Origin of the sequence: Puia sp., from assembly GCF_036500295.1 — a bacterium.
Lineage (GTDB): Bacteria > Bacteroidota > Bacteroidia > Chitinophagales > Chitinophagaceae > Puia.
The window spans coordinates 1-24209 of the sequence record NZ_DASYCH010000035.1; the positions used below are offsets into that span (position 1 = coordinate 1).

The 24209-nt window shown below is 52.6% G+C and carries 23 protein-coding genes and 1 tRNA gene; 11 read left to right on the forward strand and 13 right to left on the reverse strand.

The window, feature by feature from the left end:
* Both VGM48_RS06945 and VGM48_RS06950 read left to right on the forward strand, forming a co-directional pair.
* The coding region (locus VGM48_RS06945) for a hypothetical protein (protein WP_331577424.1) at positions 1-588 on the forward strand (588 nt) is incomplete at its 5' end.
* Positions 589-642: 54 nt separating this feature from the next.
* Positions 643-4908, forward strand: a complete 4266-nt coding sequence (locus VGM48_RS06950; RefSeq protein ID WP_331577426.1) for a DUF6443 domain-containing protein — start codon at positions 643-645, stop codon at positions 4906-4908.
* Positions 4909-5358: 450 nt separating this feature from the next.
* Here VGM48_RS06950 and VGM48_RS06955 read toward each other — a convergent pair whose 3' ends face one another.
* From VGM48_RS06955 to VGM48_RS06965, 3 genes are read right to left on the reverse strand one after another with little or no spacing between them, the layout of a single operon-like run.
* Entirely contained in the window at positions 5359-5943 is a 585-nt protein-coding gene (locus tag VGM48_RS06955) for a dihydrofolate reductase family protein (protein ID WP_331577428.1), read from the reverse strand.
* Positions 5944-5958: 15 nt separating this feature from the next.
* Positions 5959-6459: an SRPBCC domain-containing protein gene (locus VGM48_RS06960; protein WP_331577430.1), complete on the reverse strand. Its 501-nt coding sequence runs from the start codon at positions 6457-6459 to the stop codon at positions 5959-5961.
* On the reverse strand, positions 6456-6776 hold the full coding sequence (locus tag VGM48_RS06965) for a metalloregulator ArsR/SmtB family transcription factor (protein ID WP_331577432.1): 321 nt from the start codon (positions 6774-6776) through the stop codon (positions 6456-6458). The genes VGM48_RS06960 and VGM48_RS06965 overlap by 4 nt, the downstream gene beginning before the upstream one ends.
* A 155-nt stretch (positions 6777-6931) precedes the next feature.
* On the opposite strand from VGM48_RS06965, the gene VGM48_RS06970 reads away from it, so the two are divergent.
* Positions 6932-7342, forward strand: a complete 411-nt coding sequence (locus VGM48_RS06970) for a GNAT family N-acetyltransferase (protein WP_331577434.1) — start codon at positions 6932-6934, stop codon at positions 7340-7342.
* On the opposite strand, the gene VGM48_RS06975 is transcribed toward VGM48_RS06970, so the two are convergent.
* Positions 7320-7511, reverse strand: coding sequence for a hypothetical protein (locus tag VGM48_RS06975; protein ID WP_331577436.1), 192 nt, complete (start codon positions 7509-7511; stop codon positions 7320-7322). The genes VGM48_RS06970 and VGM48_RS06975 overlap by 23 nt on opposite strands.
* A 372-nt stretch (positions 7512-7883) precedes the next feature.
* On the opposite strand from VGM48_RS06975, the gene VGM48_RS06980 reads away from it, so the two are divergent.
* Positions 7884-8804 carry an ATP-binding protein gene (locus VGM48_RS06980; protein WP_331577539.1) on the forward strand — a complete coding sequence of 307 codons (921 nt, stop codon included), beginning with the start codon at positions 7884-7886 and terminating at the stop codon, positions 8802-8804.
* Positions 8805-8843: 39 nt separating this feature from the next.
* Here VGM48_RS06980 and VGM48_RS06985 read toward each other — a convergent pair whose 3' ends face one another.
* Positions 8844-9191: a hypothetical protein gene (locus VGM48_RS06985; RefSeq protein WP_331577438.1), complete on the reverse strand. Its 348-nt coding sequence runs from the start codon at positions 9189-9191 to the stop codon at positions 8844-8846.
* 98 nt (positions 9192-9289) lie between these two features.
* On the opposite strand from VGM48_RS06985, the gene VGM48_RS06990 reads away from it, so the two are divergent.
* Together VGM48_RS06990 and VGM48_RS06995 are read left to right on the forward strand one after the other, a co-directional pair.
* Positions 9290-9502, forward strand: coding sequence for a hypothetical protein (locus VGM48_RS06990; RefSeq protein ID WP_331577440.1), 213 nt, complete (start codon positions 9290-9292; stop codon positions 9500-9502).
* Positions 9503-9612: 110 nt separating this feature from the next.
* Positions 9613-10755: a ligand-binding sensor domain-containing protein gene (locus tag VGM48_RS06995; protein WP_331577442.1), complete on the forward strand. Its 1143-nt coding sequence runs from the start codon at positions 9613-9615 to the stop codon at positions 10753-10755.
* 43 nt (positions 10756-10798) lie between these two features.
* On the opposite strand, the gene VGM48_RS07000 is transcribed toward VGM48_RS06995, so the two are convergent.
* Positions 10799-10882: transfer RNA gene (locus VGM48_RS07000), tRNA-Leu, on the reverse strand.
* Between the two features lie 182 nt (positions 10883-11064).
* Between VGM48_RS07000 and VGM48_RS07005 the strand changes: the two genes are divergently transcribed.
* Positions 11065-12267 (forward strand): NAD(P)-dependent oxidoreductase, encoded by a 1203-nt coding sequence (locus VGM48_RS07005; RefSeq protein ID WP_331577444.1) that lies wholly within the window; start codon positions 11065-11067, stop codon positions 12265-12267.
* A 7-nt stretch (positions 12268-12274) separates the two neighbouring features.
* Here the strand turns inward: VGM48_RS07005 and VGM48_RS07010 are convergent, their stop codons facing one another.
* The 3 genes from VGM48_RS07010 to VGM48_RS07020 all read right to left on the reverse strand — a co-directional run bounded on the left by VGM48_RS07010 (position 12275) and on the right by VGM48_RS07020 (position 15561).
* On the reverse strand, positions 12275-12991 hold the full coding sequence (locus VGM48_RS07010; protein ID WP_331577446.1) for a tRNA1(Val) (adenine(37)-N6)-methyltransferase: 717 nt from the start codon (positions 12989-12991) through the stop codon (positions 12275-12277).
* A gap of 64 nt (positions 12992-13055) precedes the next feature.
* Positions 13056-14198, reverse strand: a complete 1143-nt coding sequence (locus VGM48_RS07015) for a tRNA (adenosine(37)-N6)-threonylcarbamoyltransferase complex transferase subunit TsaD (protein ID WP_331577448.1) — start codon at positions 14196-14198, stop codon at positions 13056-13058.
* Positions 14199-14310: 112 nt separating this feature from the next.
* Positions 14311-15561, reverse strand: coding sequence for an ABC transporter permease (locus VGM48_RS07020; protein WP_331577450.1), 1251 nt, complete (start codon positions 15559-15561; stop codon positions 14311-14313).
* Between the two features lie 34 nt (positions 15562-15595).
* Here VGM48_RS07020 and VGM48_RS07025 point away from each other — a divergent pair, with 34 nt between their 5' ends.
* Complete coding sequence (locus VGM48_RS07025; protein WP_331577451.1) at positions 15596-16465, forward strand: aldose 1-epimerase family protein; 870 nt, start codon at positions 15596-15598, stop codon at positions 16463-16465.
* Here VGM48_RS07025 and VGM48_RS07030 read toward each other — a convergent pair.
* Positions 16407-17009 (reverse strand): MgtC/SapB family protein, encoded by a 603-nt coding sequence (locus VGM48_RS07030; protein ID WP_331577452.1) that lies wholly within the window; start codon positions 17007-17009, stop codon positions 16407-16409. The genes VGM48_RS07025 and VGM48_RS07030 overlap by 59 nt on opposite strands.
* Positions 17010-17099: 90 nt before the next feature.
* Positions 17100-18305: a DUF2252 domain-containing protein gene (locus VGM48_RS07035; RefSeq protein WP_331577453.1), complete on the reverse strand. Its 1206-nt coding sequence runs from the start codon at positions 18303-18305 to the stop codon at positions 17100-17102.
* 141 nt (positions 18306-18446) lie between these two features.
* On the opposite strand from VGM48_RS07035, the gene VGM48_RS07040 reads away from it, so the two are divergent.
* Genes VGM48_RS07040 through VGM48_RS07050 form a run of 3 tightly spaced genes read left to right on the forward strand, consistent with a single transcriptional unit; the run spans position 18447 to position 22071 of the window.
* The gene (locus VGM48_RS07040; protein ID WP_331577455.1) at positions 18447-18938 is read left to right on the forward strand and encodes an LEA type 2 family protein; all 492 of its coding nucleotides are present in this window, start codon (positions 18447-18449) and stop codon (positions 18936-18938) included.
* 9 nt (positions 18939-18947) lie between these two features.
* A complete protein-coding gene (locus VGM48_RS07045; protein WP_331577457.1) occupies positions 18948-20459 on the forward strand; it encodes a lipopolysaccharide biosynthesis protein in 1512 nt (503 codons plus the stop codon).
* Between the two features lie 22 nt (positions 20460-20481).
* Complete coding sequence (locus VGM48_RS07050) at positions 20482-22071, forward strand: peptide chain release factor 3 (RefSeq protein ID WP_331577459.1); 1590 nt, start codon at positions 20482-20484, stop codon at positions 22069-22071.
* Between the two features lie 38 nt (positions 22072-22109).
* Here VGM48_RS07050 and VGM48_RS07055 read toward each other — a convergent pair whose 3' ends face one another.
* Entirely contained in the window at positions 22110-22580 is a 471-nt protein-coding gene (locus VGM48_RS07055) for a hypothetical protein (protein ID WP_331577461.1), read from the reverse strand.
* 184 nt (positions 22581-22764) lie between these two features.
* Positions 22765-24159: an adenylosuccinate lyase gene (purB, locus tag VGM48_RS07060; RefSeq protein WP_331577463.1), complete on the reverse strand. Its 1395-nt coding sequence runs from the start codon at positions 24157-24159 to the stop codon at positions 22765-22767.
* Positions 24160-24209: the final 50 nt, after the last annotated feature.

Genomic DNA, 24209 nt, shown 5'->3' on the forward strand with positions numbered 1-24209 from the left:
ATCGGTTCCTGGACGTATTGGGAACATAAAGTGACGGGCGTATCATCGGTCGTGGTCTCCGGTGGGGGTAACATCGACGAGTTGCGACTATATCCGTCGACTGCCCAGATGACCACCTATACCTATCAGCCCCTGGTCGGAGTCACCAGCCAATGCGATGTGGCGAGCCGGCTATCGAACTACGGATATGATGGGTTTGGCAGGCTGTCCTATGTCAAGGACCAGGACGGCAATGTCGTGAAGCGGTATTGCTATAATGCCAACGGACAGACAACCAACTGCCAGTTACCGGTTACGCAGCCCGTGATCGCATCGAATAGCACCAGCAAGCCGATACAGATCACCTTTGCGACCCTGAACAATGGATTCACTGCCAATTTTACGGTTCAGCCGGGGGCGAGCAATAGTACCCTGGGAAATATTCCTGCCGGTACTTACAATGTATTGATGACCCCGGTGAATTCTAGTTCCTCGTATCCGGTGGTGTTTACCTACAATGGAAGCAGTCAGCAGTATTATGCCACCGTCGAGTTCGGCGCGCAGGCCGTGGCGGCGCCGGTGACTATCGGTCTAACACCCGCACCCTAAGAGGAACGCCCATTGAATAATGTCCATTTAATAACCTATTCTAACCTGGATCATATGAGCAGTCGGAATCCTTTTGCAACCTTCAAGGTCGTGTCGGTCACGGTGATGGCCATCCTTTTATCGGGCTATGCCAGGGCTCAATACAGCCCTCCATCCAACCTATATTCTGCGGTTCCCGTCAACTATGTAAGGATCTGGGAGGCTAGTTCCCCCGGACTGGATGCCAATTCGATCATGGCCCAGCCGGTGACGGCTGCGCGGCAGGTGACGCAATATTTCGATGGGTTGGGCCGGCCGGTCCAAACGGTGGCGAAGCAGGCCAGTCCGCTACAGAGCGATATGGTCACGCCCGTTTTGTATGATCCTTTCGGCAGGGAGCAATATCGATTTATGCCGTTTACCTCGGTGGTCGCTCAGTCCGGTGATGTAACAAACGATGGCAATTTCAAACCGGATGCTTTCCAGCAGGGTGCGGCGTTTAACCAGGGGCAATTTCCGGGAGAGAACTATTACTATAGTCAGACCCAATTCGAGGCGTCTCCGCTCAACAGGACAATGACGGTTTCGCCTCCCGGAATAAGTTGGGTCGGCAGCGGACGCAATGCATCCACCCAATACCTTGTCAATGGGTCGAATGATAGTGTTCAGGTTTGGAATATCGCGCTGACGGCGGGGGCATTACCTATCAATGCCGGGCAATATGAGGCCGGTCAGCTGGACAAGTTGGCAACCGTTGATGAACAAGGCCATCAGCTGGTAGAATATCGGGACAAAGACGGACTTGTCTTATTGAAAAAGGTTCAATTTGCGGATAATCCCGGTACGGCTCATGTCGGATGGCTTTGCACTTACTATGTCTACGATGATCTGAACAATCTGCGTTTTGTGATCTCGCCCAGGGCGGCGGAGATCATCAATGTGGCCGGTCCCTGGTCGGTCCCGCAGGCGGTGGCGGACGAACTCTGTTTCCGGTATGAATACGATGCGCGGAACCGGATGATCGTAAAAAAGGTGCCCGGGGCTGGAGAATTGGATATGGTTTATGATGCCAGGGACAGGCTGGTGATGTCGCAGGATGCTCAACTTCAGGCGCAGCATAAGTGGCAATACATGGTCTATGACGATCTTAACCGCAGCACTGCCAGCGGTCTGCTGACAGATCCGGCTAACTACAACCATCCGGCCTATCATCAGGGCCTTGCTGCCGGCAGCACCGCCTACCCTAATCTTACAGCTTATTCTGTCGAGCAAATGCTGCAGACCTATTATGATGCTTATGCATCGCTCGCCGGTCTTCCGGGGTCAATGGCCGGCGGTATTGCCGTCAATGGCAGCTTTTTTAATTTAACCTACAACAGCGCACCGCTGTATGCGGTACCTGTCGCCGCTTATCCTATCAGCCGCGGGCTGACAACGGGGATTGTTGCAAAGGTGGTTGGAACTTCGTTTTCCTATGTGTACAGCGAAACCTTCTATGATGACCGGGGGCGGGCGATACAAACTTTTAGCTCCAATTATTCCGGCGGGATCGACACGATGACCACGCAATACAATTTTGCGGGTAAGATCCTGCGGGTATTGGTGGGACACGCCAAGGCGAACAATACGGCGCAGCATCATCGCGTACTGACGAAGATCAGCTATGATCCCAATTTCCGGGTCACGGCGATCTTGAAGAACATCGATCAGGCGCCGACGGATCAGTCTATTGCCAGCATGCAGTACAATGAGGTGGGTCAATTGCAGAGCAAGACGATCGGCAACAATCTCGACAACTTAGTCTATGATTATAATGTCCGGGGATGGACGACGGGCATCAACAAGGCCTATCTCGATGGAACGGCCCATAACTATTTTGGTATGCAGCTGGGCTATGATAAGGGAGTAGCGGGCCCTCAACCTACGCAGGTGGCGCAGTTTACCGGCAATATCGATGGGGTGGTTTGGAAAAGTGCGGGGGATGGTATCCGGCGCAAATTCGATTTTAAATACGATAATGCCAACCACATTACCCGGGCCGAATACAATAAGAACAGCAGCGGGGATGCGTGGGACGTCAATACGGAGAACTACAGCATGTGGGGATTCGATGCCGACAACAGCTATGGTATCAAGTATGATGCCAACGGCAATCTGATGATGATGATCCTTGGGGGACAAAAGGGCATCGGCAGCCCGCAGACAATCAATGCCCTGCGATATACCTATATGTCCAACAGCAATAAGTTGCGGCAGGTGACGGATGACGATAATGACCCTAATACGACGCTTGGGAACTTCCATTACAACAGTGCCACCAAGACCGATACCGATTATGGTTATGACGCCAATGGCAATTTGTTGCTTGACAAGAACAAGACTATCGATAAGATCACATATAACTATCTAAACCTTCCGCAGCTGGTGCATATGAATGGAAAGGGAAATATCCTTTACACCTATGATGCGGCGGGCAATAAATTGCAGAAGCAGGTGATCGACAGTGTTTCAGGGTTGGCTACGACCACTCTTTACCTGGGCGGTTTTCAATATCAGCGGCGAACTCCGATGGCGACCCCTTCCGGTGGGGTGGACACCCTGCAGTTCGTGGGGCATGAAGAGGGGCGGGCACGATGGGCGTTTCATAAGTACACCACCGGCGACTCGGCCTATGCGTGGGAGTATGATTTTATGGAGAAGGATCATCTTGGGAATACCCGGGTGTTGCTGACGCAGCAGCGAGATACGGCCAATTATATGTGTACGATGGAACCGGAGTATCGGACAATGGAGGACGCACTGTTCACGGGGGTCGATCATTCGGTCTATACCAGGCCGGCGTGGATGCCGCCGTCGCCCCATGGTCCATCTTCCAATAATACCATCGCGCTGGTCGACGGCAGCAGTTACCAGGTTGGGCCGGCCAAACTGCTCAAGGTGATGAGCGGCGACACCGTCGTGCTGGGTGTGGATGCGTGGGTGACGAATGGGGCCGTTACGGGTCAGACCCCTTCTTCCACGCTTGTACTGAATGGGCTCGCCAACGGGCTGGTCTCGATGACGGGACCGACTCATGGAAGCTATGCCGACCTGATCGGTGCAACATCGCCGGTAGCCGCGGCGGTGACCAGTTTCCTTGCCGCCAAGGAGCCCACGCCGGCAACCCTGCCGAAGGCCTATCTGAACTGGATGCTGCTGGACAATCATATGAATTATGTGAGCGGGCAGAGTGGGGCGATACCGGTAACGGGGACGAATGCGTGGTGTTCGCTTGCTACGAGCCTGCCGTTGACAACGAGTGGATATTTGTATATTTGGGTTAGCAATGAGAGCCATTGGGTGATGTTTTATGATAATTTGTCGATTGAACATATCCAGGGGCCGATGCTGGAGGAGGATCATTATTATCCGTTTGGGATGCAGATGGCGGGGCTTTGTGATAAGGCACTGAAATCAAACTACGTTCAAAATCGGTACAAGTTCAAGGGCAAGGAGGAGCAAAGGCAAGAATTCAATGATGGCTCAGGCCTGGAGTGGCTTGACTTTGGGGCGAGAATGTACGACGACCAAATTGGGCGTTGGCATCTTCCCGACCCATTGGCTGAAAAATATAACGACGCGTCGCCGTACGCATTTGTGAAAAATAACCCAATCAATAATATTGAAATTGACGGCAGGTGGTTTAATAAAAAGAACGAAAAAAGGGCCGCTAAAATAGGCGCAGCAATTGATAAACGTATTGGAAAAATTGAAAAGCAAATAGCTTCGTTGCAGAAAGGCGGAAAAGACATCGGCGATCGTCGGGAACGAATTGATGAGCTGAATAAATCCAAGGGGGATATTCAAAACATGAGGGATGATAAAGCAAACGAATACCGATACGAAGGTGTCGGGAAGAATCCGGGTCCGGTAACGACACCGGAAGGAGAAAGCGGCCATGTTATAGTAATGCACACGGAAAATAGTATGGGTTCCAAATTGCATGAAGGCAGACATGGCGGTGAGCTGGCGCGCGGTGAAACAAATTTTAAGAAAGATGACAAAGGTAATTGGCTGGGAGGAAACCTGTATGGGGTGAATGACGAGATTAGCGCCTATAGAGCACAATATGCTTACTCAGGCAGATTGGATTTTATAGAATATTTTAATCCCGACGTGCTGCAAGGTGTACAATACCTGACGGAATTTCCAAAGATTGTCAGTGATCATACACTCAGCAGGACTAATATCAACGATATAAATGCCAGTTTGATAAATTCAATGGCAGACAAGAAAGGATTTACTCTTGAACGTATTTATTCAAAGCAGTTTGTGAATGAAACGGAGTGGAATAAAAATTAGAGCCTGGATGCCAAGGTTATCGGGATATTATCTACTTCCGGCATATATCGTTTTTCTTACATCCTGCCTGACCCCGAGGGTAATCAACAAAGAATATGTATTGCATGATGTGGTTGTCAGAAACTTGTTTCTGGTGTTGAATAAAGACTCTACTTACCAATTGGTCAACAGAAAGGAAGGTAATCTGTTTTTTTCATCGGGAAGATGGAGGAGGATCGACAGGCATACGATCCTGCTGATAAATCCTTATTGTATCGAACATAAATGTGATACTGCCAATCATGCCATACGGCCCGGTGAAAAGATAAATTATGATCTAATGCGCGAGTTTGGATCGGCTTACCTGTTTCCGGCAATTGCGATAGACACCGGGAGATTTAATAGTAATTATAAGGACTTAATGGTAAAAGGGTTCAAATTCACCAGGTGAACGTTTGCGGCTTGCCTGCCTTACGCCGGCTGATAAGTACGAACGACGATCCCCTTTGGAAAAGCCTTCACATCCGTCAGTTTCAGGTCAAGGGGCTTTGGGAGAGACGTGAAGATCGGCTCGCCCGAGCCCAATATGACGGGGTGGGTAACCAGGACATATTCGTCGATGAGCCCTGTGGCTATGAGGCTGCGCATAAATCCGCCGCCGGCAATGGCTACGACGGGTTTCCCCGGTTCTGCTTTGAGTTTTCGGATGGTTTCGGCGAGGTCGCCGTTGAAGATCCGCGCCTCGTTCCAGGAGGCTATCGCGGGTGACTTCTCCGGGTTGGGCAGATTGATACCTGCATAGCCTTTTTTGGTAAAGACCGCCTTGGGGATCTCGTTCATCGGGGCTGCCAGAGGGTGGGCCGCGGTGGGCCAGTAAGGCGCAATGGTTTGAAAGCTCTTGCTTCCCATGATGATCAACCCGGCCTCCCGGGTATGGCCGAGAAGCCAGGCGAGCGATTGCTCGTCGCTGGACTTGAATACCCAGTCTTTCTCGCCATTGGGACCGCCGACAAAACCGTCGACGGAAAGGGACATTTTCATGATCAACTTTCGCATAAGAAAAGATTTTTGTTATTTGTGGGTGACCAGGGTGAGAAAATATTCGTCCAGGTTGGCAAATCCCGCGGCGGTGCCTTCCTTGAAGCCCATGGTGGCCAGCTTTTCAAGGGTAGCAAGATCATCGAATACTTTTTCAACGTAAAGCGTGGTTACCTCTGCTCCTGCCTTGAACGTGTGTTTCACGAGGGAAGAGGCGCTACCGATGGAATTCCCGTTCTCATCGGAAAAGGTGTTTTTTGTGGAAAAAGTGGTCTTGGGTTGGATCTTGAGGAATTCGACCAAACTATATCCCACGGTATTCCCGGCAGAAACCATGGCATATAACCAACGGCCGCCTTCCCGGAAATCCATTTCCTTGGTACGGGCCTGCAAGGGTTTTGGCGCATACCACTGGTCCAGGATCTCCGCTTTCGTAAAGGCGTCCCAGACGAGATCGATGTCAGCGGCAAATTCGCGGGTAATGTAAATGGTTTTCGTGGCTTTGTCCGCGACGAAATCAAATAGCAGGCTCATTTTTTCTTATTTTTTATGGTGAACAATACGTCATCGAGTTGTTGGAACTTTTGTTCCATGATCTTGCGAAACTGGGCAAGCCAGACATCGATCTCTTTCATTTTGTCGATCTTTAGTTCGTAGTAGATCTCCCGGCCGTCGTGCTTTTGGTCCAGGAGTGAGCACTCGGATAGGATGCGTAGATGTTTGGATATGGATTGGCGGGTGATGTCGAAGTGCTCTGCAATGGCGTTGGGAGTCATTGCCTGCACGGCGATCAGGACGAGGATCGCCCGCCGGGTGGGGTCTGCAATAGCTTGAAAAATGTCGCGTCTCATGGTTTTTTAAATAAGAAGCCGTTCGGTTGCAAATATATGTGCAGCCGATCGGTTTCGCAAAATTTATTTTTTGCGGGGAATTCGGCCTACCTTTGATCATGCTATTAGCTGCTGAAACTGAACTGATTGCAATCACAGATGGGAATATCGGGGAAATGCGTTCCCTGGTCGGGGAGTCAACGCGGGCTGGGGTTGCCTTTTTACAAAGAACGATCGATGATTGGGATAGCGGGGCGAACAGGTTTGATCAGCCGGGTGAAAAGCTTTGGGGATTATTCCTGGGAAAAGAGCTGATCGGGGTCGGCGGCCTGAATATAGATCCCTATACCGTGACGCCAAAGGTTGGCCGGGTGCGGCACCTCTATGTTCGGGAGGCGCGGCGCCGGGAAGGATATGCGACTTTTATCATGAACAAAATAATGGAGGAGGCCGGCCATCATTTTACGGTATTGCGTTTATTCACGGACAATGCGGAGGCCTCGGCCTTTTACGAAAAATTGGGTTTTAAACAAACCTCGGAGTATAAGGCAAGCCATTTTATCTTTATTCGGAACGCAAGCGGGTAGCGGGATTGCCGGTGGAATTGCGCAGGGTGATCACAAAAACGGTCACAACGACAAGGGCGAGTGTAATGACGCCGGCAATGGCATAGGCGGAACAAGCCCCAAAAGTCCAAGCATGGAAGTGACGATGGTGATGATGGAGATCGAGCTTGCCGGGGTTTTGCTTTGACAAACACCTTCAGGCGTCGTTTCCTGCGATGTTGATCGATGCGGTGAGTTTGTTCCTCAGCAGGATCCGGTAGGCTGTTCGGAGGTAGTTAAAAAGCATGGTATCCCAAAAATCGTTTTTTGAACCTTAAAATCTACTTTTGAATTGTCGTCTTATAAACGACAATTTTAATGTATTTGTCTTTTTATGAAAGATATAATTGAGGATATTATAGTTAGCAATCAAGAGAGAAGACTTGGGGCTCAGGCCGCGCAAAACAGGTATATCCCTTGACCTGAACAAAATTCAGGCAATTATCGGTCCCCGGCGCGTAGGCAAAACGTCTTCCATGTTACTGGCAATGGAAGAGCTTAAAAAAGGAATAAAGTATCGGAGATTCTTTACTTCAATTTTGAGGACGAAAGGGTACAGTTCGGGCCGCAGCAACTTGATCTGTTATTGCAGGCTTGGAGAGAGCTTTATCCGGATCGAAGTCTTGAACAAACGTGGTTTTTCTTTGATGAGGTACAGGCTGCGCCAGGATGGGAGCGTTTCCTCAACCGGATCAACGAGACTTTGTCTAAAAAGATATTCCCGGAGACTGTCAATTTGCCTTCAGAAGCGATCCATACAGTCTATCTTCAGGAATATTACAATTCTATGTTACTTCGCGATATCGTGGAATACAATCAGTTGTCAAATTATTCTTATTTGCGCAGTCTTTATCGTCAGGCAGCCGCAAGTATCGGTAGCACTATTAGTATCAGACGCCTGCATAATCATTTAAAAGCTCACCAATATAATGTTGGTATAAATGCTGTTTATGAAGCGATGGATATGGCAGAGAATGCTTACCTATTCAAACGAGTTAGCCGCTTTGATTTCTCGGATAGCAAACGGGAGAAGTCAGACAAAAAGATTTACTGGCTGGATAGTGGGCTTCTGAATGCGAATACGGCGCAGTATGGAGGGAATAAGGGGCTTCTGTTAGAAAATGTTGTCTTTCGGGAGTTATATCGTCAATATGGAAATATCTATGCTCAAAATATTTATTACGCAGCGGATGCGTCGTCGGCATGTGATTTTGTCGTATATGCCGAAGGGGGAAAGCCATTACCGGTACAAGTGTGTTGGTCACTTGCAGATCCAACTACGCGCCAAAGGGAGTTAAAGGGATTGATAAAGGCTTGCCAATACTGCCAGGTTAAAGAAGGTTGGATAATAGCCGGAGATGAGGAAGAAGAATTGGACATCGAGGGCGTACATGTGACTGTAAAGGCTGCATGGAAGTGGATGATGGCTGAAAAAGTAAAGTGAGAAATCGGAAACTTCCGGTAAGATTACAGTGACCTTTTATTATTGGTAGGCGAAATAAGGTACTTGAAGTGGCACTTCCGTCCTGCTTTGTTTCTTCAAAACGATCGTCGGTTCCCTGATCTGTTCCCAACGGAGGGCGCTGAGGTCACACCACCGAAATCCGGTATAAATACTGACAACGGCAGCCTTTTTAACCACATAGTTCCAACAATGGGAATTCATCAAAAGAGTATATTCCTCGACACACAGAGTTTCCTTTATTCCAGAGGGGTGCGCCCTTGCAGATACGTCCGCCGCCGGATCTTCGCTGAAATACTCCTGCTTTTTTGCTGCTTTCTTCACCCGCTTGAAGCGCATAAAATAATCTGCCGGGATTTCGCCGTTCAAGAGTATAGTAAATCTTAGACCCATCCCTGCTGGGCCTCCGTGTAATTGAAACGTCCATAACAGTAATGGTCAAGTGATTAATAAAAAGTGCGTGCCATTTGCGTGCCAAAATGAGGGGAAATAAGGGGCAAAAAGGGGATGAAAAAGGGGGGCAAAAAAAGAAAAAGCCCTCACAATTAATTGATTTTCAAAAAACCGTGGGGGTTGCTAAGTGCCCGGAACAGGACAATTATCTAACCGATTACTGGCTGATTTTGCGGCTTTTAGCAATTTGCCGGCGTGACCTTCCGCCAGAAGCCAAAGCCCATTAATCGCCTTACAGAAATTTAATTCGCAATTGAAGTGTAATAATTTATAATTTCAATGCCGCCATAGACGCCGGTGCGGAACGTTCCAGGAGTTTTAAATCAGGCTTTAAACAATGATAAAATATTTCCTGCAAACACAAATTTTCGCTCTGCTGACAATATTAATTTTTGCTCTCTCTTGCAATGGACAATCCAAGACAGATTTTCCTACCAACCGCGTCAGTGATCTCAAAACAATTCCTGTCGGAAAGCCGAAACTAATAAAAACACAAGGTTCAAACGAATATGCCACTGTTTATTGCGGCCTGCAGGACAAAGAAGGTAATCTTTGGTTTGGCACATCGGGAGAAGGCGTTTATCGTTTCGATGGAAAATTGTTTACACAATTCACCACAAAAGACGGGCTGAACAGCAATTCGGTGAATAGTATTTTGCAGGATAATCAAGGGAATTTATGGCTCGGTACGAGTGACGGCCTCTGTAAATTCAATGGAAAAAAGATAATCCCTTTTCCCATCAATGGAAAATTCCTGCCCGTCTTTGGCAATACCGATTACTACAATGCCACCTCCAAAAGTAATACCGTGTGGAGTATGTTACAGGACAAAAAAGGGACTATTTGGCTTGGCACGGGCGATGGTGTTTATTGTTATGACGAAAAAAACTTTAGCCGTTTTTTGGATAATCCCGATGTCATCAATAAAAACAATCTTCAGCTTAGAATGGTAGACTGTATTTTCGAAGATAAAAATGGGATCATTTGGTTTGCATCGGGAATGCCTCCGGGGGAGGAAGGTATTTGCAGGTATGATGGAAAAAATGTAGTGAGTTTTAAGCCAAAAAATGAAGGTTGGTTTCGAAAAATTATAGAAAATCAAGATGGGAATTTGCTGCTTGCGACAAGGATACATGGGGTGTTGTCCTGCAACTTGTCTGCCGGGGATGTAAGTATGGCATCGTTCTCCGGGTTTCCTCAATCCAAGGCGTTATTGAATAACTCACTAATGGCTATTTTAAAAGATAAAGCTGGAAATATCTGGATGGCATCCGATTATGGAAAGTATGTTGGCGATACACTTGGTGGCGTTTGGTGTTATAAACAATCTTCTGAAGCAGGTGAAAAAGCATTTACGAAAATTACAGCAAACGAAGTTTCTTTTATGCTGGAAGATAAGGCGGGAAATATTTGGTTAGGCACCAGGAACACCGGGCTTTACCGTTATGACGGAAAGACACTTACAAATTTTTCTGAATAGAACATCTGCCAAATGAAAGACCCCGACTTGCGTCGGGGCCGTGTGCCCGGAACAGGAATCGAACCTGCACTACCTTGCGATAACCAGATTTTGAGTCTGACGCGTCTACCAGTTCCGCCATCCGGGCGTTATAGCCTGCGCTTTCGTGTAAAAAGCGGGACGCAATATTACGGATTTAGACTATCCTGTCCAAATAGGAATAAAAAATTCTATCTTTAGCGATTAACAGACAAGGAATTGGCGGCGCGGGCCGGGGGCGTAGGGGTTGGGGGAGGCCGCGGATCTTCAGCTTGAAAACCGGAAAAAAGGATGATAACGATCGGCTTGCTTCGCGAAGGAAAGATCCCAGCAGACAACAGGGTAGCGCTGACCCCGGCCCAATGTAAATGGATCAATAAGGGTGCGCCGCAGGTGCGGGTGATCGTACAGTCCTCACCGGACCGGTGCTATACGGACAAAGAATACCGCGATGCCGGCGTGGAAGTTCGGGAGGAGGTGGCGGATGGCGATATCCTCTTCGGCATAAAGGAAGTGCCCGCCGACAACCTGCTCCCCGGCAAGACCTATCTCTTCTTCTCCCACACCAAGAAAGCGCAGGCGGGAAACCGGCAGATGTTTCGGACGATCCTCGACCGGAAGATCACCCTTATCGACTATGAGTGCCTGGAACATGACGACGGCCAGCGCATCCTGGGCTTTGGGTTCTTTGCGGGTGTCGTGGGAGCGCATAACGGCATCATGGCCTACGGCCAGCGAACCGGTGAATTCCAACTGGGCCGCGTATACAAAGAGAAGAGTTTCCAGGAATTGATCCATACCTATTTCGGGCTGCGGCTGCCGGAGATAAAGATCGCGGTCACGGGCTCGGGACGGGTAGCGCATGGCGCGCTGGAAGTGATGAACCTGATGGAGATCGTCGAGGTCGAGCCGGATGAGTTCCTGGAGCGCAAATTCACCTACCCGGTGTTTACCCAGTTGAAGGGCGCCGCCTTATACGAACACGCGCAGACAAAGACCTATCAACGCGAGCATTTTCATCAGCACCCCAAAGAATATCACTGCAAGTTCCTGCCTTTTACCCGGACGGCCGACATCCTGATGAACGGCATCTACTGGGACCGCGATATGCCAAGGCTTTTCGAATGGGAGGATATGCAGCATCCCGAGTTCAGCATCCGGACGATCGCCGATATCACCGATGACCAGGAAGGATCGATCCCTTGCAACCTTGGAGACTCGAACATGGATCAACCCGTATACGGAGTGGATGTGGTAACGCGCCGGCGAACGCAACCTTATCAGCCCGGGGGGATCGATATCATGGCCGTGGGCAACCTGCCCAACGAATTGCCGAGAGATGCTTCGCGCTATTTCGGCGAACAGCTGATCAAACACGTGCTGGAACCGCTGATAACGGGCGGGTCGAAGATCATCGACCGGGCGACGATGGTGCGGGCGGGACAGTTGACCGATCCGTACCGGTATCTCGACGGGTATGCGGCGGGGGAATAGCCCCCTTCTACAAATACAGATAATAATCCTGCATCAGCTCGGTAAAATCCTCGGTATAGACGCCCTCGCTGTTTTGGATCGTCAGCTCCGAGGTCGGGACAAATCCTTCTTTGCGGCGGGAGAAATAAAGAATGCTTCGGAAAAAATCATGCCGGGGCGTTTGGCGAACCAGCAGCTTTTCGGTCAGACAAAAACCGTGAGTGGAGCCGGCCAGCTCTTCAAACCAGGCCGAACGGTGATAAGGAAGGAGGATGCCGAATGAACCTTCGGCGGTGAGGTTGGCGTCGATGACGGCGAGCAACTCGGCCAGCGTCAGCTCTTTGCTGTGGCGCGCGAGATTGGCTGCGTCGGTGGCCGCCTGCAGGTCGCCTTCATAGAAGGGTGGGTTGGTGATGATAAAATCGAATTTGCCGGGAAAGCTGAAGGACCGGACATCGCCTGGATAGACCTTCATCATCTGGCGCCAGGGGCTTTGCCCGATATTTTGCTTCAACTGGTGATAGGCGTTGCCGTCGAGTTCGATGCCCCGGATCTCCCCCTTATGCTTCTGCGCCAGCATCAGCATCAGCAACCCGGTGCCGCTGCCGATATCAAGTACCTGCGACCAGGCCGGCGTCTTGCTGGCAAACCAGGCTCCCAGGATACAGGCGTCCGTGCAAACCTTCATGGCGCATTGGTCCTGGCGGATCATGAACTGTTTGAACTGGAAATACGGGTTTGGCATAAGCGAAATTAAAATTTTTTGGTGTTCGGCGAGGGGGCGGCTTGGCATTCCGCTCGGGGGCGGCTTACCATTCCGTGCGGGCGCTGGCGCTTGTCGACAGGGGCGCGAATTCTCCCGCGAGGTATTTAAAATGACCTGTGATGGCGATCATCGCGGCGTTATCCGTGCAATATTCGAATGCCGGGATAAACGTATTCCAGCCTTCTTTCCGGCCCATCTCCTGAAACGCCTTGCGCAGTCCGCTGTTGGCCGACACGCCACCGGCGATGCAGAGATCGGTCACGCCTTTTTCACGGGCCGCCCGCCGGTATTTGTTCAGCAGGATCGAGATGATGCGGCCTTGTATCGAGGCACAGATATCGGGCAGATTGGCGGTGATGAATTGCGCGTCTTTTGCCGTTTGATCCTGCAGGAAATAGAGGATGGCGGTCTTTAGTCCGCTAAAGCTGAAATTGAGGCCGGGGATCTGCGGTTCGGGGAAGGCGAAGCGACCGGGGTTGCCTTCGCGGGCATATTTGTCGATCAGGGGGCCGCCGGGGTAGGGGAGGCCGAGCAGCTTGGCCGATTTGTCGAAGGCTTCGCCGGCTGCGTCGTCCAGGGTCTCGCCGATGACTTCCATTTTCAGCGGCGAGTGGCAGAGGACGATCTGGGTGTGGCCGCCGCTGACGGTCAGACAGAGAAAGGGGAACGACGGGATCGCGGGGCTGGGCGCGGAAGGGGATATACCGGGGGAGCCGGGGGCGGGCGCGGACGAGGCTGCGACTGCGGGGCTGGATGCGGGGGCGGGGCTCGCGGGGATCGTGCCGCTGGTGGCTGCGGCAGATGGGATGAGGTTGGCGAGCACGTGCGCCTGCATGTGATGTACCGGGATCAGCGGGATATCGAGGGACTGCGCCAGCGATTTGGCAAACTGGGAGCCGACGAGCAGCGAGCCGATGAGTCCCGGGGACTGCGTGAACGCGATGGCACTCAGCTCGGGCAGGGCGACGCCGGCTTTTTTCAGGGCGGCGTCGACGACAGGAACGATATTTTGCATATGCGCCCGGCTGGCCAGTTCGGGAACGACCCCACCATATTGCTCGTGCACGGCCTGACCGGCGATGATGTTGGCGAGGATGACGCCGTCGCGGCTGATGGCGCAGCTGGTCTCGTCACAGGAGGATTCGATGGCCAGAAGGGTGACCGGGCCGGTACTCGTTGATCGCATGGGCGCAAAAGTATGAAAAACCGCGGGAGATTAGCCTCGCTGCCCGGCTACGACTGCTTCGCAGTCTAAGCAGGGCTAGTTATTGGCCTTCGGCCGACGGCCTTCCAGGCCGTCAGGACCGGATGGCCACCACGGGATCCATCCGTGCCGCGACGAAGGCGGGGATGATGCCTGCGGCGACGCCGGTGAAAAGACAGATGGAGACGGCCAGCAGAATAATGTTCAGGGGGATGATGACCTGGAAATGGAGGATCGACGTAAAGATCAGCGTCAGGATAAACACGGCCACGAGGCCGATCAGCCCGCCGATGATACAGAGAAAAGCGGATTCGAGCAGAAACTCGGTAAGGATCACGCCGCGCTTGGCGCCGATGGCTTTTTTCAGCCCGATCTGGCTGGTCCTTTCCCGAACCGTGACGAACATGATATTGGCGACGCCAAACATCCCCACGATGAGCGACAGCACGGCGATCGCCCAGCCGCCGATATTCATCCCGCTGAAGATGGGGTCGAAGAACTTCCCGACCGTATCCATATCGTTGAGCGCGAAATTATCTTCTTCCGTGGGACTGAGCTTGCGGATGGATCGCATGGCCCCCCGCAATTCATCCTTCAGTTCGGCGACGCTGATATTGTCGCCGGCCTGCACGAGGGTCTTGGGGTTGGCGTTGTCATCCCGGATAAACTGTTTCATATAACCATAGGTCACCAGGATGCTGTTGTCATAGTCCCAGCCTTCGAGCAGACTTTGTCCCTGCTTGTCGACGACGCCGATGACGATCGTATTGCGGCCGCCTTTCAGCTTCACCGACTGACCCACTGCCTTCGACGGATCGTTGAAAAGCCGTTCGGCGATGCGGTAGCCGAGCACGACAAACGGAGACCCATGGTCGAAATCGGCTTGCTGGAAATAGCGGCCGCGGCTGATCAGCACCTGCTGGATCTTATCGAAGTCTTCTGTAACGCCGTAATAGTTGACGCCCGTAAGGCTGTTGTCGCCGAAATCGACGTTGTCCTGGGTCTGGGTCTGGAAGCTGATATGCAGCGCATCTGGGACCTTGGCACGGATGAAACGCACTTCCTCATATTTCGGATAGGGCCGCTTTACATATTTCCACCAGGGATAATCGGGGCCGCCGCCGGTCCACGACCACTTGTCGATGTAAATGGATTTGTTGCCGAAGGATTTCAGGTCATTGTTGACGGCCAGCTGCATGCTGCTGATCGTGGACAGGACGCTGATGATGCAAAAGATGCCGAAGGTGATCCCCAACAAGGATAGGAACGTGCGGAGTTTGTTGGAACGAAACTCCTGCAACGCCATTTTGAAGCTGGTCCAGACGATAGCCAGGTTGCGAATCATACCCCGAATGTAGTAAATTGCATCAAAAGAAACCATGTTCTCCATCGAAAATCAACAGCTGAGGATCAGTATCCATCCGAAAGGCGCAGAACTGCAAAGCATTTACCACAAAGGACATCAGACAGAATATATGTGGGGCGGAGACCCGGCCTTCTGGGGAAAGCATTCTCCCCTGCTTTTCCCAATCGTCGGCACGCTGAAGGCGAATACCTACTATTACCAGGACAAACCTTATACGCTCTCCCGGCATGGTTTTGCCCGGGACCGGGAGTTCGGGGTGGAGGCTCAAAGCCCGGATTCCATCAGCTTTCTGCTGAAAAGCGACGCGGATACCCGGTCGAATTTCCCCTTTGACTTCGAACTCCGGATCCTCTACCGGCTGCTGGACTCCGGCCTCACCACGACCTATCGGGTGACCAATCCCGCGACCCCGCCGCTCTATTTTTCCGTCGGCGGCCACCCCGCGTTCCGGGTGCCGCTTGTTGCGGGAACGGAATACGCCGATTATTATCTTGAATTCGATAAAGCGGAGAACGCACCGCGCTGGCCGATCTCCAGGGATGGGTTGATCGAAACACAGCCGCAGCCCATGCTCGACAATACCCGGACCCTGCCCCTGAAAAAAGAGCTTTTTGCAAAAGACGCGCTGGTGCTGAAGCATCCCGCTTCGAGCGGCGTCGCGCTGCGCTCGGCCCGCACGGAAAGAGGGCTGAAGCTGGACTATCCCGGATTTCCCTTTTTGGGCATCTGGGCTGCGCCCAACGCGGATTTTGTCTGCCTGGAGCCCTGGTGCGGGATCGCGGACTCGGTCGACAGCAAGCAGCAGTTTACGGAAAAAGAAGGGATCAATCGCCTCGAAGCGGGGCAGACCTTTGAGCGCACCTGGACGCTGACGGTGTTTTAGGTGGCGGGATCAAAAGTCCAGCGCCTTTACTGAGGTGTCGCGCATCAGCTCGTGGATGACGTGGCGGTGATTTTGTTCGGTACCCTGTCTCATACAGACAAACGATGCGGTACTTGCGGAGCTGATTGGCCTGGTCGATCTTGTCCTCCACCAGACTGAACAGAAACAGCACGACCAGGGTCAGCCCGGTGGCAACGATGGCCACGAGCCAATAGCCGGCGCCGATCGTCATGCCCAGCGCCGCGGTGACCCAGATCATGGCTGCGGTGGTGATGCCATTGACCTTGCTGGTGCTGTCCCCTTTAAAGATCACCCCGGCCCCGACGAAGCCGATGCCTGTGACGATATTGGAGGCGATGCGATCGGGGTTGCCGGCGCCGCCGATCACCTGAGAGAAGATGGTAAAGAGGGTGGACCCGGGGCAGATGAGCGTCAGCGTGCGAAAGCCCGCGGACTTGCTGCGGTATTCCCATTCGGCACCGAGTACGCCGCCGATAATGATGGCTAATACCAGCTTTAATAAGATATCCTGCGTTAGGATCATGGGTGGAAAATTTGGATAGTGGCGGGGAATATCAGGATCATGGGTGGAATATTAGGATGATAGCGGGGAAATTAGCATCATAGCCGGAAATTATGAGAAAAAGCCGGCTTTATAGGCCGCGAAAAAGTCCTGATAATCTTTCTTCACCTGACGGGCATAGCGGAGGGCATAGTCGAGCAGGGGCGCTTTCCAGTTCGGGTCCTTCCCGAGATCGATCAGCGCATCGGGAACCGCGGCGCCCTGGCGGCCGGCGCTGCGCAGCTGGGCGCTGGCGGTGAGAAAGGCCATATCTTCCACGACACACGCGATATCCTTATACCGATCTTTAACCGTCAGGAAATCGATCTTGTCGGCGGTGGGCTGCATCTCCTTGATCACATACGGGAGCCCCTGGAACAGGGTTGTGCTGAGCAAGGCGGGGTTGATGTTCTGCATCCGCTGCTGGATGGCCACGACCCGACCGGCCTCCGAAGCCCATGAAGGCTGCGGGACGCCGACCCAGGGTAGCAACGCGGAAGGCTGGGCCTCCTTCATATCGATGAGCAGGTGTTTTTTCGGGTCTTTTGTATTGCGCACCAGGCAACCATACCGGCGGACACCCAGGCTGCCGGTGCCGGCTACCCGAAAACAGGCATCGATGGCCACGTAGCGCCCCTTTAGCAACGGAACCTGCTGCATCCATTGATTGATATGCGTCAGGAGGTCTTTGCGCAAGGTTTTGTCGATCGGAAAAAAGCGGAGGTGGTCGATCCGCAGTTGCAGGCGGCCATTCTTCCCTTCTTCGGTGCGCTGGCGGACCAGCTCTTTCTGTTTGCGCAGGCAGATCCGGTCGAGAAAGGTGCGAACGATGCCGTTGGCCGTTTCCGCTTCCAGATAGCGGGGCTTCCCGATGGCAAGATGCGAGGTATAGATGCGCAGGAAGAGATCGGCGATCTGCCGGATCTCCTTTTTGTTGATGCCGATGGACTCGCAGCCGGTGAAGATGCTTGTCATCATCCGGACCACTTCCCAGGTGGCAGGTGCGAGCAATCCTTCGTCGAAATCGTTAAGATCAAAGTAGATGAGCCGGTTATCCCCTTTGTAGGTGCCGAAATTCTCCAGGTGGAGGTCCCCCGAGATCCAGGTGATGGGGGAGGGGGGAAAGCCGGGAACCTGGCTGAGATCCTCATAAAACAGGTGGCAGGTGCCTCTGAAAAACCGGAAGGGGTCTTCGGCCATGATCTGGTATTTCAGTGCGGTGTAGGTCGGTAACCGGGTGCTGTTGAACTGTTTTATGCGTTGGGGGACAGTGGACACAAGCTTTCTTTCCAGAAAGATAGTTAATATTCGGGATTTCAATGAAGCGGCTGGAGGCCGCTTCGACCTAAGGTCAGACAATAGAGGTGTGCCGGAATAGGTTATTTTTGCGGTAACCTATTCCGGCACTATCTTGCAGGCATGCAAGGAATAAGAAGCGTTAAAGGACAGTTCGGACGGGCCTGGATCGCCGTTATGATCCTTTGGGCTGCGGGCTGCCGGCAGCCGGAGGCTCCGGAGTATTTTGGGTTTCAGGAAATCCAGGTCGGTCCCGTCACCGGCGGTCAGACGACGCTGTCAACGGTCGTAAAACTCTACAATCCGAATCCTTTTAACCTCGAGCTGAAACGGGCGGAGGTGGATGTTTCCATCAACGGAAAGCATGCCGGCCATTCCCTTCTCGATTCCACGCTCTTTATCCCCAAAAAGGACACTTTTTTCGTGCCGATAGCGGTTCAGATCGATATGAAGAGCATCTTCAGCAATGCGCTTTCGCTGCTGCAAAGCAGCAAGGTGAATGTGGCGCTCGACGGCAGGGTCAAGGTGCGCAAGGGAATGATGACCTTTAACCGCCCCTTTCACTACGAGAGCAAAGAGGACCTCAACGCCCTCCTGCAAGGGACGGGTTTTTAATCAGCATACATGAGCACGATCCGGCGGCAGAGTATCATTTCTTCAAGCCTCGTTTATTTTGGCTTTGCCCTGGGCTTTGTCTATACCCTCCTTTTCGCAAAGGGCTTTACCCCCGCGCAATACGGGCTCACCAATATCTTTATGGCGCTCGGGACGATCATGTACTATTTCGGCAACCTGGGAGCACCGGCCTATATCTACAAATTCTTTCCCTATTACCGCGACCGGCTTCCCAGGGAGCAGAACGATATGATCACCTGGGCGCTGCTGACCGGCACTATTGGCTTCCTGCTTGTAATTGGCTGCGGCCTCGTTTTCAAGGGCCTCGTGATCCGCAAATTCAGCGCGGAATCGCCCGATCTGGTCAAATACTATTACCTCCTCTTTCCTTTTGGTTTCGGGCTCAGCTTTTTCACCCTGCTCGAAGCTTATGCCTGGCAGCTGAAGAAGTCCGTGGTGACCAACTTTTTCCGGGAAGTGCAGTTCCGCATGTTTACGATACTGCTGATACTGCTCTTCTTTGCGGGTATCCTGAAGGATTTCGACATCTTTATCAAACTCTATGCCTTCAGTTATCTGACTATCGCGCTGGCGCTGTTCATCTACCTGATCGCCATCGGCGAAATGCATTTTACTTTTACCGTCAGCAAGGTGACGCGCCGGTTCCGCAAGAAGATCCTTCGCCAGGCGATGTTGGTGTGGAGCGGTCAGATCTGGTACAATCTCTCGCTGTATTTTGGCCAGATCGTCATCGCGGCGATTGTCCCCGGCGGTTTGAAATTTGTGGGTATCTACGGCCTTGCGCAAATCGTCACCAGCCTCATCCAGGCGCCCCAGCGCGCGGTGGTTGCGGCCTCCTTCGGCCCGCTCTCACAGGCCTGGAAGGATAAGGATCTCGCCCGGATCAACCGGATCTACAAGCGTTCGTCGATCAACCAGCTGATCTTTTCCGTGGCGATGTTCATCCTCATCTGGATGAATTTTACGGACGGGGTAACGACCTTTCATCTGAAGCCGGATTACCTGCTTGCCCGAAACGCGTTCTTTTTCTTTGGGCTGATGCGTGTGGTGGATATGGGGACAGGGGTCAACAGCCAGATCATCTATACGTCCACCTATTGGCGGTTCGATTTCTATACCGGGGTTATCCTGGCGGTGCTGACCATCCCGATGAACTACCTGCTCACCAAGGCGATCGGCTTTACCGGTCCCGCGGTCTCGGACCTGATCACCTTTTCCATCTACAACACGATCCGCTGGTTGTTCCTCTACCGGAAATTCCAGATGCAGCCTTTTACGATGAAAACCCTTTATACGCTTCTTTTGGGCGGGGCCATGTGGTGGCTCACCGACACGCTTTTTGCGGCGGACGGCGGCTTCCTGCGGATCCTGGTACGCAGCCTGTTCTTCGTCGCCCTCTATGGTGCGGGCGTGCTGGCCCTCCGGCTCTCGGAAGACGTCCTTCCCATCTGGAACACCGTGAAGAAAAGGTTGGGCTGGCGCAGCGCCGCTACCCGCTAATTTTCGTACCTTTGCGGACTTTATGCGATATACGAACGAGATCAACAAACGCCGGACGTTTGCCATCATATCCCACCCCGATGCCGGGAAAACGACCCTGACGGAGAAATTTCTCCTGTTCGGCGGCGCCATTCAGACGGCCGGGGCCGTCAAAAGCAATAAGATCAAGAAGCACGCGACCAGCGACTTCATGGAGATCGAACGCCAGAGAGGTATCTCGGTGGCCACTTCGGTCATGAGCTTTGAATATAAGGGGATCCTGATCAATCTGCTGGATACCCCCGGCCACAAGGATTTTGCGGAGGACACCTACCGGACGCTTACTGCCGTGGACAGCGTCATCCTCGTCATCGACAGCGTAAACGGGGTGGAAGCCCAGACGCGCCGGTTGATGGAAGTATGCCGGATGCGCGATACCCCGGTTATCGTGTTTATCAACAAGATGGACCGCGACGGCAAGAACCGGTTCGATTTGCTGGAAGAGATCGAAAAAGAACTGAACCTCCCATTGCATCCCATGGCCTGGCCGATCAACAGCGGCAAGGATTTTAAGGGAGTGTATAATCTCTACGATAAGAACCTCGTGCTGTTCACCGCCAATACCAAGGCGGTGGATGAGGAAGACCTGATCCGGTTCGACCGGCTCGACAGCAGCCTGCTGGACGAGAAACTGGGGGAGAAGGATGCCGCGACCCTGCGGGAAGATGTCGAGCTTGTGGACGGTGTCCACGGCGAACTGAACGTCGATGACTACCTGGGAGGAAAAGTGGCACCTGTTTTCTTTGGCAGCGCAATCAACAATTTCGGGGTGAGGGAGATGCTGGATACGTTTATCCGGGTGGCCCCCGTGCCCCGCGGCCGGGAAACCTCGGCCCGGCATCTCGACGCGAACGAAGATAAGTTCAGCGGATTTGTCTTTAAGATCCATGCCAACCTCGATCCCAAGCACCGGGACCGCATCGCCTTTCTTCGCGTCTGCAGCGGCCGGTTCGAACGGAACAAATACTTCCATCATGTCCGGCTCGATAAGGAGGTCCGGTTCAGCAACCCCTATACTTTCCTTGCCCGGGACAAGGACGTCATCGAGGAGGCGTTTCCCGGGGATGTCGTCGGGCTGTTTGATACGGGTAATTTTAAGATCGGGGACACGCTGACCGAAGGCGAAGACTTCTTTTTCACCGGTATTCCCTCTTTTTCACCGGAGATATTCAAGGAGGTGGTTAACAAAGACCCTATGAAAACCAAGCAGTTGGAAAAGGGGTTATTGCAGTTGACCGATGAAGGGGTAGCCCAACTGTTCACCCAGTACGGCGGCAACAAGAAGATCATTGGTTGTGTCGGCGAACTGCAATTCGAGGTTATCCAATACCGTTTGTTGCATGAATACGGCGCGTCGGTGCAATTCAACGCCCAGCCCTTCTACAAGGCCTGCTGGATCACCAGCAAGGACCCGAAGAAGCTGGAGGACTTCACCCGGTTCAAACATGCAAATATAGCCGAAGATAAGGATGGGTTTCTGGTCTATCTGGCTCAGAGCGAGTGGTTTCTGAATACCGAAAGGACCAATAACCCCGAGATCGAGTTCCATTTTACTTCAGAGATCCATAAGTAGGCGCGGATCCCACTCGTGCGCTATCATTAAAAGGCGAATTACTGGACCTTTTTGACGGAGAACGTGCCCGTCTGGCCGCCATTTCCGCGGGTATCGATCCATATGCCGTTGTAGAGCCTGCCTCCCACGCTGTCATAGGTGGCTGTGATAGTTTGAATATTTTCCACCGCAACGCCAGCCATGGTCGTTAGGGTCGCCGAGAATTGGACGCCGTTCAGGGTCCAGGGGCCCGAGGCGTAGCCGGCTGTCTGATTGGTTCCGCTTCCGATGGTATAGATGAGCCCGTCGGGCCGGATCGCAAACTGGTAGAGGAAGGAGTCCGTTACATTCCTGTCGAGGAAATAGGAACCCACCCAGAGACCGGTGACCGAGTGTTTGGGCGACAAATAAACAGTATCGCGATTGATAACGATCGTCGTATCCCGGGTCGGGACAGCATTAGATTTGGTACAGGAGACTGTGAAATAAAGACAGCAAAGGGTCGATGCCGCGAGCAAAAAGGGTTTCATTTTCGGGGTTTTAATTGAGCGCCAAAATAGAACAAATTGGCGCCGGATCAAAATGCCGGACTACTCGCAAAGCCCGATCTGTGCTGCGGAGGCCCGTCTTTTCGCACGGATATTCGCCGGTGGAACGCGGTAATGGCCCAATTCGACACAACTATGAACTCTTGCTGCAAATGGGAAAAAAAGTTCAAATTCCGACCCCGGTATAGTTCTGCGGGGTGATTCGCTTCAGCTCTTTCTTTACGGCGGCGGATATTTTCAGGCCGTCGATGAAAAGATGGATGGATTGTTTGCTGATGCCGTCCTGGCCTCTTGTCAACTCCTTCAGCGCCTCGTACGGTTTTGGATAGTTCTCCCGGCGGAGGACGGTCTGGATGGCTTCGGCGACGACTGCCCAGTTGTTCTCGAGATCGTGGATGAGCTTTTCTTTATTTAGTATCAGTTTATCCAGTCCTTTTTCGATGGATCTCAGCGACAGGATCGTGTGCGCGAAGGGCACGCCGATGTTGCGCAGGACCGTCGAGTCCGTCAGGTCGCGCTGCAGCCGGGAGACCGGCAGTTTCGCGGCGAAATGTTCGAGAAGTGCATTGGCGACGCCGAGGTTGCCTTCCGCGTTTTCAAAGTCGATGGGGTTCACCTTGTGCGGCATCGCCGAGGAGCCGATCTCGCCTTTCTTTACCTTCTGTTTGAAATAGTCCATGGACACATAGGTCCAGATATCGCGGCAGAGGTCGATGAGGATGGTATTGATGCGTTTGATGGCGTCGAAGTGGGCAGCGAGGTTGTCATAATGCTCGATCTGCGTCGTATACTGCTGGCGTTGAAGGCCCAGGGTGCCTTCCACGAATTCGTTGGCGAGTTTTGTCCAGTCCTTATTGGGAAAGGCGACATGATGGGCGTTGAAGTTTCCCGTCGCGCCGCCGAATTTGGCGGTGAAAGGGACCTGGATGAGGAGTTCCACCTGGTTCTCCAGCCGTTCTATAAAGACCATGATCTCTTTTCCCAGGCGGGTGGGGCTGGCGGGCTGGCCGTGGGTGCGGGCCAGCATGGGGATGTCCTGCCACTCCCGGGCGAGCACTTCCAGTTGTCGTTTGAGATTGAGCAGGGCCGGCAGGTATTCGAACTCCACCGCATGCTTCCAGAGCAGGGGGATGGCGGTGTTGTTGATGTCCTGGGAGGTCAGGCCGAAGTGGATCCATTCTTCGGGGAGGGGCTGATCCGCTATCCGGCCGTTCGCGGACCCGGCTTTTGCGCCATTCGCGGACCCGGGCTTTTCGGCGGTCAACTTTGCCTTCAGGAAGTATTCCACTGCTTTTACATCGTGGTTGGTCGTCTTCTCGGTCTGTTTGATCCATTGGGCGTCCTCCAGGCAGAACCCTTCGACGGCGGCCTGCAGCCGTTTTTTGCCGGCGGCATCCAGGGGAAAGAATCGTTTTTTGGCCAGGAAGAGGAAATATTCCACTTCTACCAATACCCGATACCGGATGAGGGCATATTCAGAGAAATAATCATCCAGGTGCTGCACCTGGTGACGATAGCGACCGTCGATAGGGGATATTGCCGTAAGCGAGTTCAGCTCCATTTGCGCCAATTGATTTTGCGTCAACGAGAAATACGTAACTTCGCGGCAAA

What these genes read in the sequence shown, in the direction of transcription:
- VGM48_RS06950 (WP_331577426.1), top strand. Translation starts at nt 643, where the DNA reads ATGAGCAGTCGGAATCCTTTTGCAACCTTCAAGGTCGTGTCGGTCACG.
- VGM48_RS06955 (WP_331577428.1), bottom strand. Translation starts at nt 5,943, where the DNA reads ATGCGAAAGTTGATCATGAAAATGTCCCTTTCCGTCGACGGTTTTGTC.
- VGM48_RS06960 (WP_331577430.1), bottom strand. Translation starts at nt 6,459, where the DNA reads ATGAGCCTGCTATTTGATTTCGTCGCGGACAAAGCCACGAAAACCATT.
- VGM48_RS06965 (WP_331577432.1), bottom strand. Translation starts at nt 6,776, where the DNA reads ATGAGACGCGACATTTTTCAAGCTATTGCAGACCCCACCCGGCGGGCG.
- VGM48_RS06970 (WP_331577434.1), top strand. Translation starts at nt 6,932, where the DNA reads ATGCGTTCCCTGGTCGGGGAGTCAACGCGGGCTGGGGTTGCCTTTTTA.
- VGM48_RS06995 (WP_331577442.1), top strand. Translation starts at nt 9,613, where the DNA reads ATGATAAAATATTTCCTGCAAACACAAATTTTCGCTCTGCTGACAATA.
- VGM48_RS07005 (WP_331577444.1), top strand. Translation starts at nt 11,065, where the DNA reads ATGATAACGATCGGCTTGCTTCGCGAAGGAAAGATCCCAGCAGACAAC.
- VGM48_RS07010 (WP_331577446.1), bottom strand. Translation starts at nt 12,991, where the DNA reads ATGCCAAACCCGTATTTCCAGTTCAAACAGTTCATGATCCGCCAGGAC.
- VGM48_RS07015 (WP_331577448.1), bottom strand. Translation starts at nt 14,198, where the DNA reads ATGCGATCAACGAGTACCGGCCCGGTCACCCTTCTGGCCATCGAATCC.
- VGM48_RS07020 (WP_331577450.1), bottom strand. Translation starts at nt 15,561, where the DNA reads ATGATTCGCAACCTGGCTATCGTCTGGACCAGCTTCAAAATGGCGTTG.
- VGM48_RS07025 (WP_331577451.1), top strand. Translation starts at nt 15,596, where the DNA reads ATGTTCTCCATCGAAAATCAACAGCTGAGGATCAGTATCCATCCGAAA.
- VGM48_RS07030 (WP_331577452.1), bottom strand. Translation starts at nt 17,009, where the DNA reads ATGATCCTAACGCAGGATATCTTATTAAAGCTGGTATTAGCCATCATT.
- VGM48_RS07040 (WP_331577455.1), top strand. Translation starts at nt 18,447, where the DNA reads ATGCAAGGAATAAGAAGCGTTAAAGGACAGTTCGGACGGGCCTGGATC.
- VGM48_RS07045 (WP_331577457.1), top strand. Translation starts at nt 18,948, where the DNA reads ATGAGCACGATCCGGCGGCAGAGTATCATTTCTTCAAGCCTCGTTTAT.
- VGM48_RS07050 (WP_331577459.1), top strand. Translation starts at nt 20,482, where the DNA reads ATGCGATATACGAACGAGATCAACAAACGCCGGACGTTTGCCATCATA.
- VGM48_RS07055 (WP_331577461.1), bottom strand. Translation starts at nt 22,580, where the DNA reads ATGAAACCCTTTTTGCTCGCGGCATCGACCCTTTGCTGTCTTTATTTC.
- purB (WP_331577463.1), bottom strand. Translation starts at nt 24,159, where the DNA reads ATGGAGCTGAACTCGCTTACGGCAATATCCCCTATCGACGGTCGCTAT.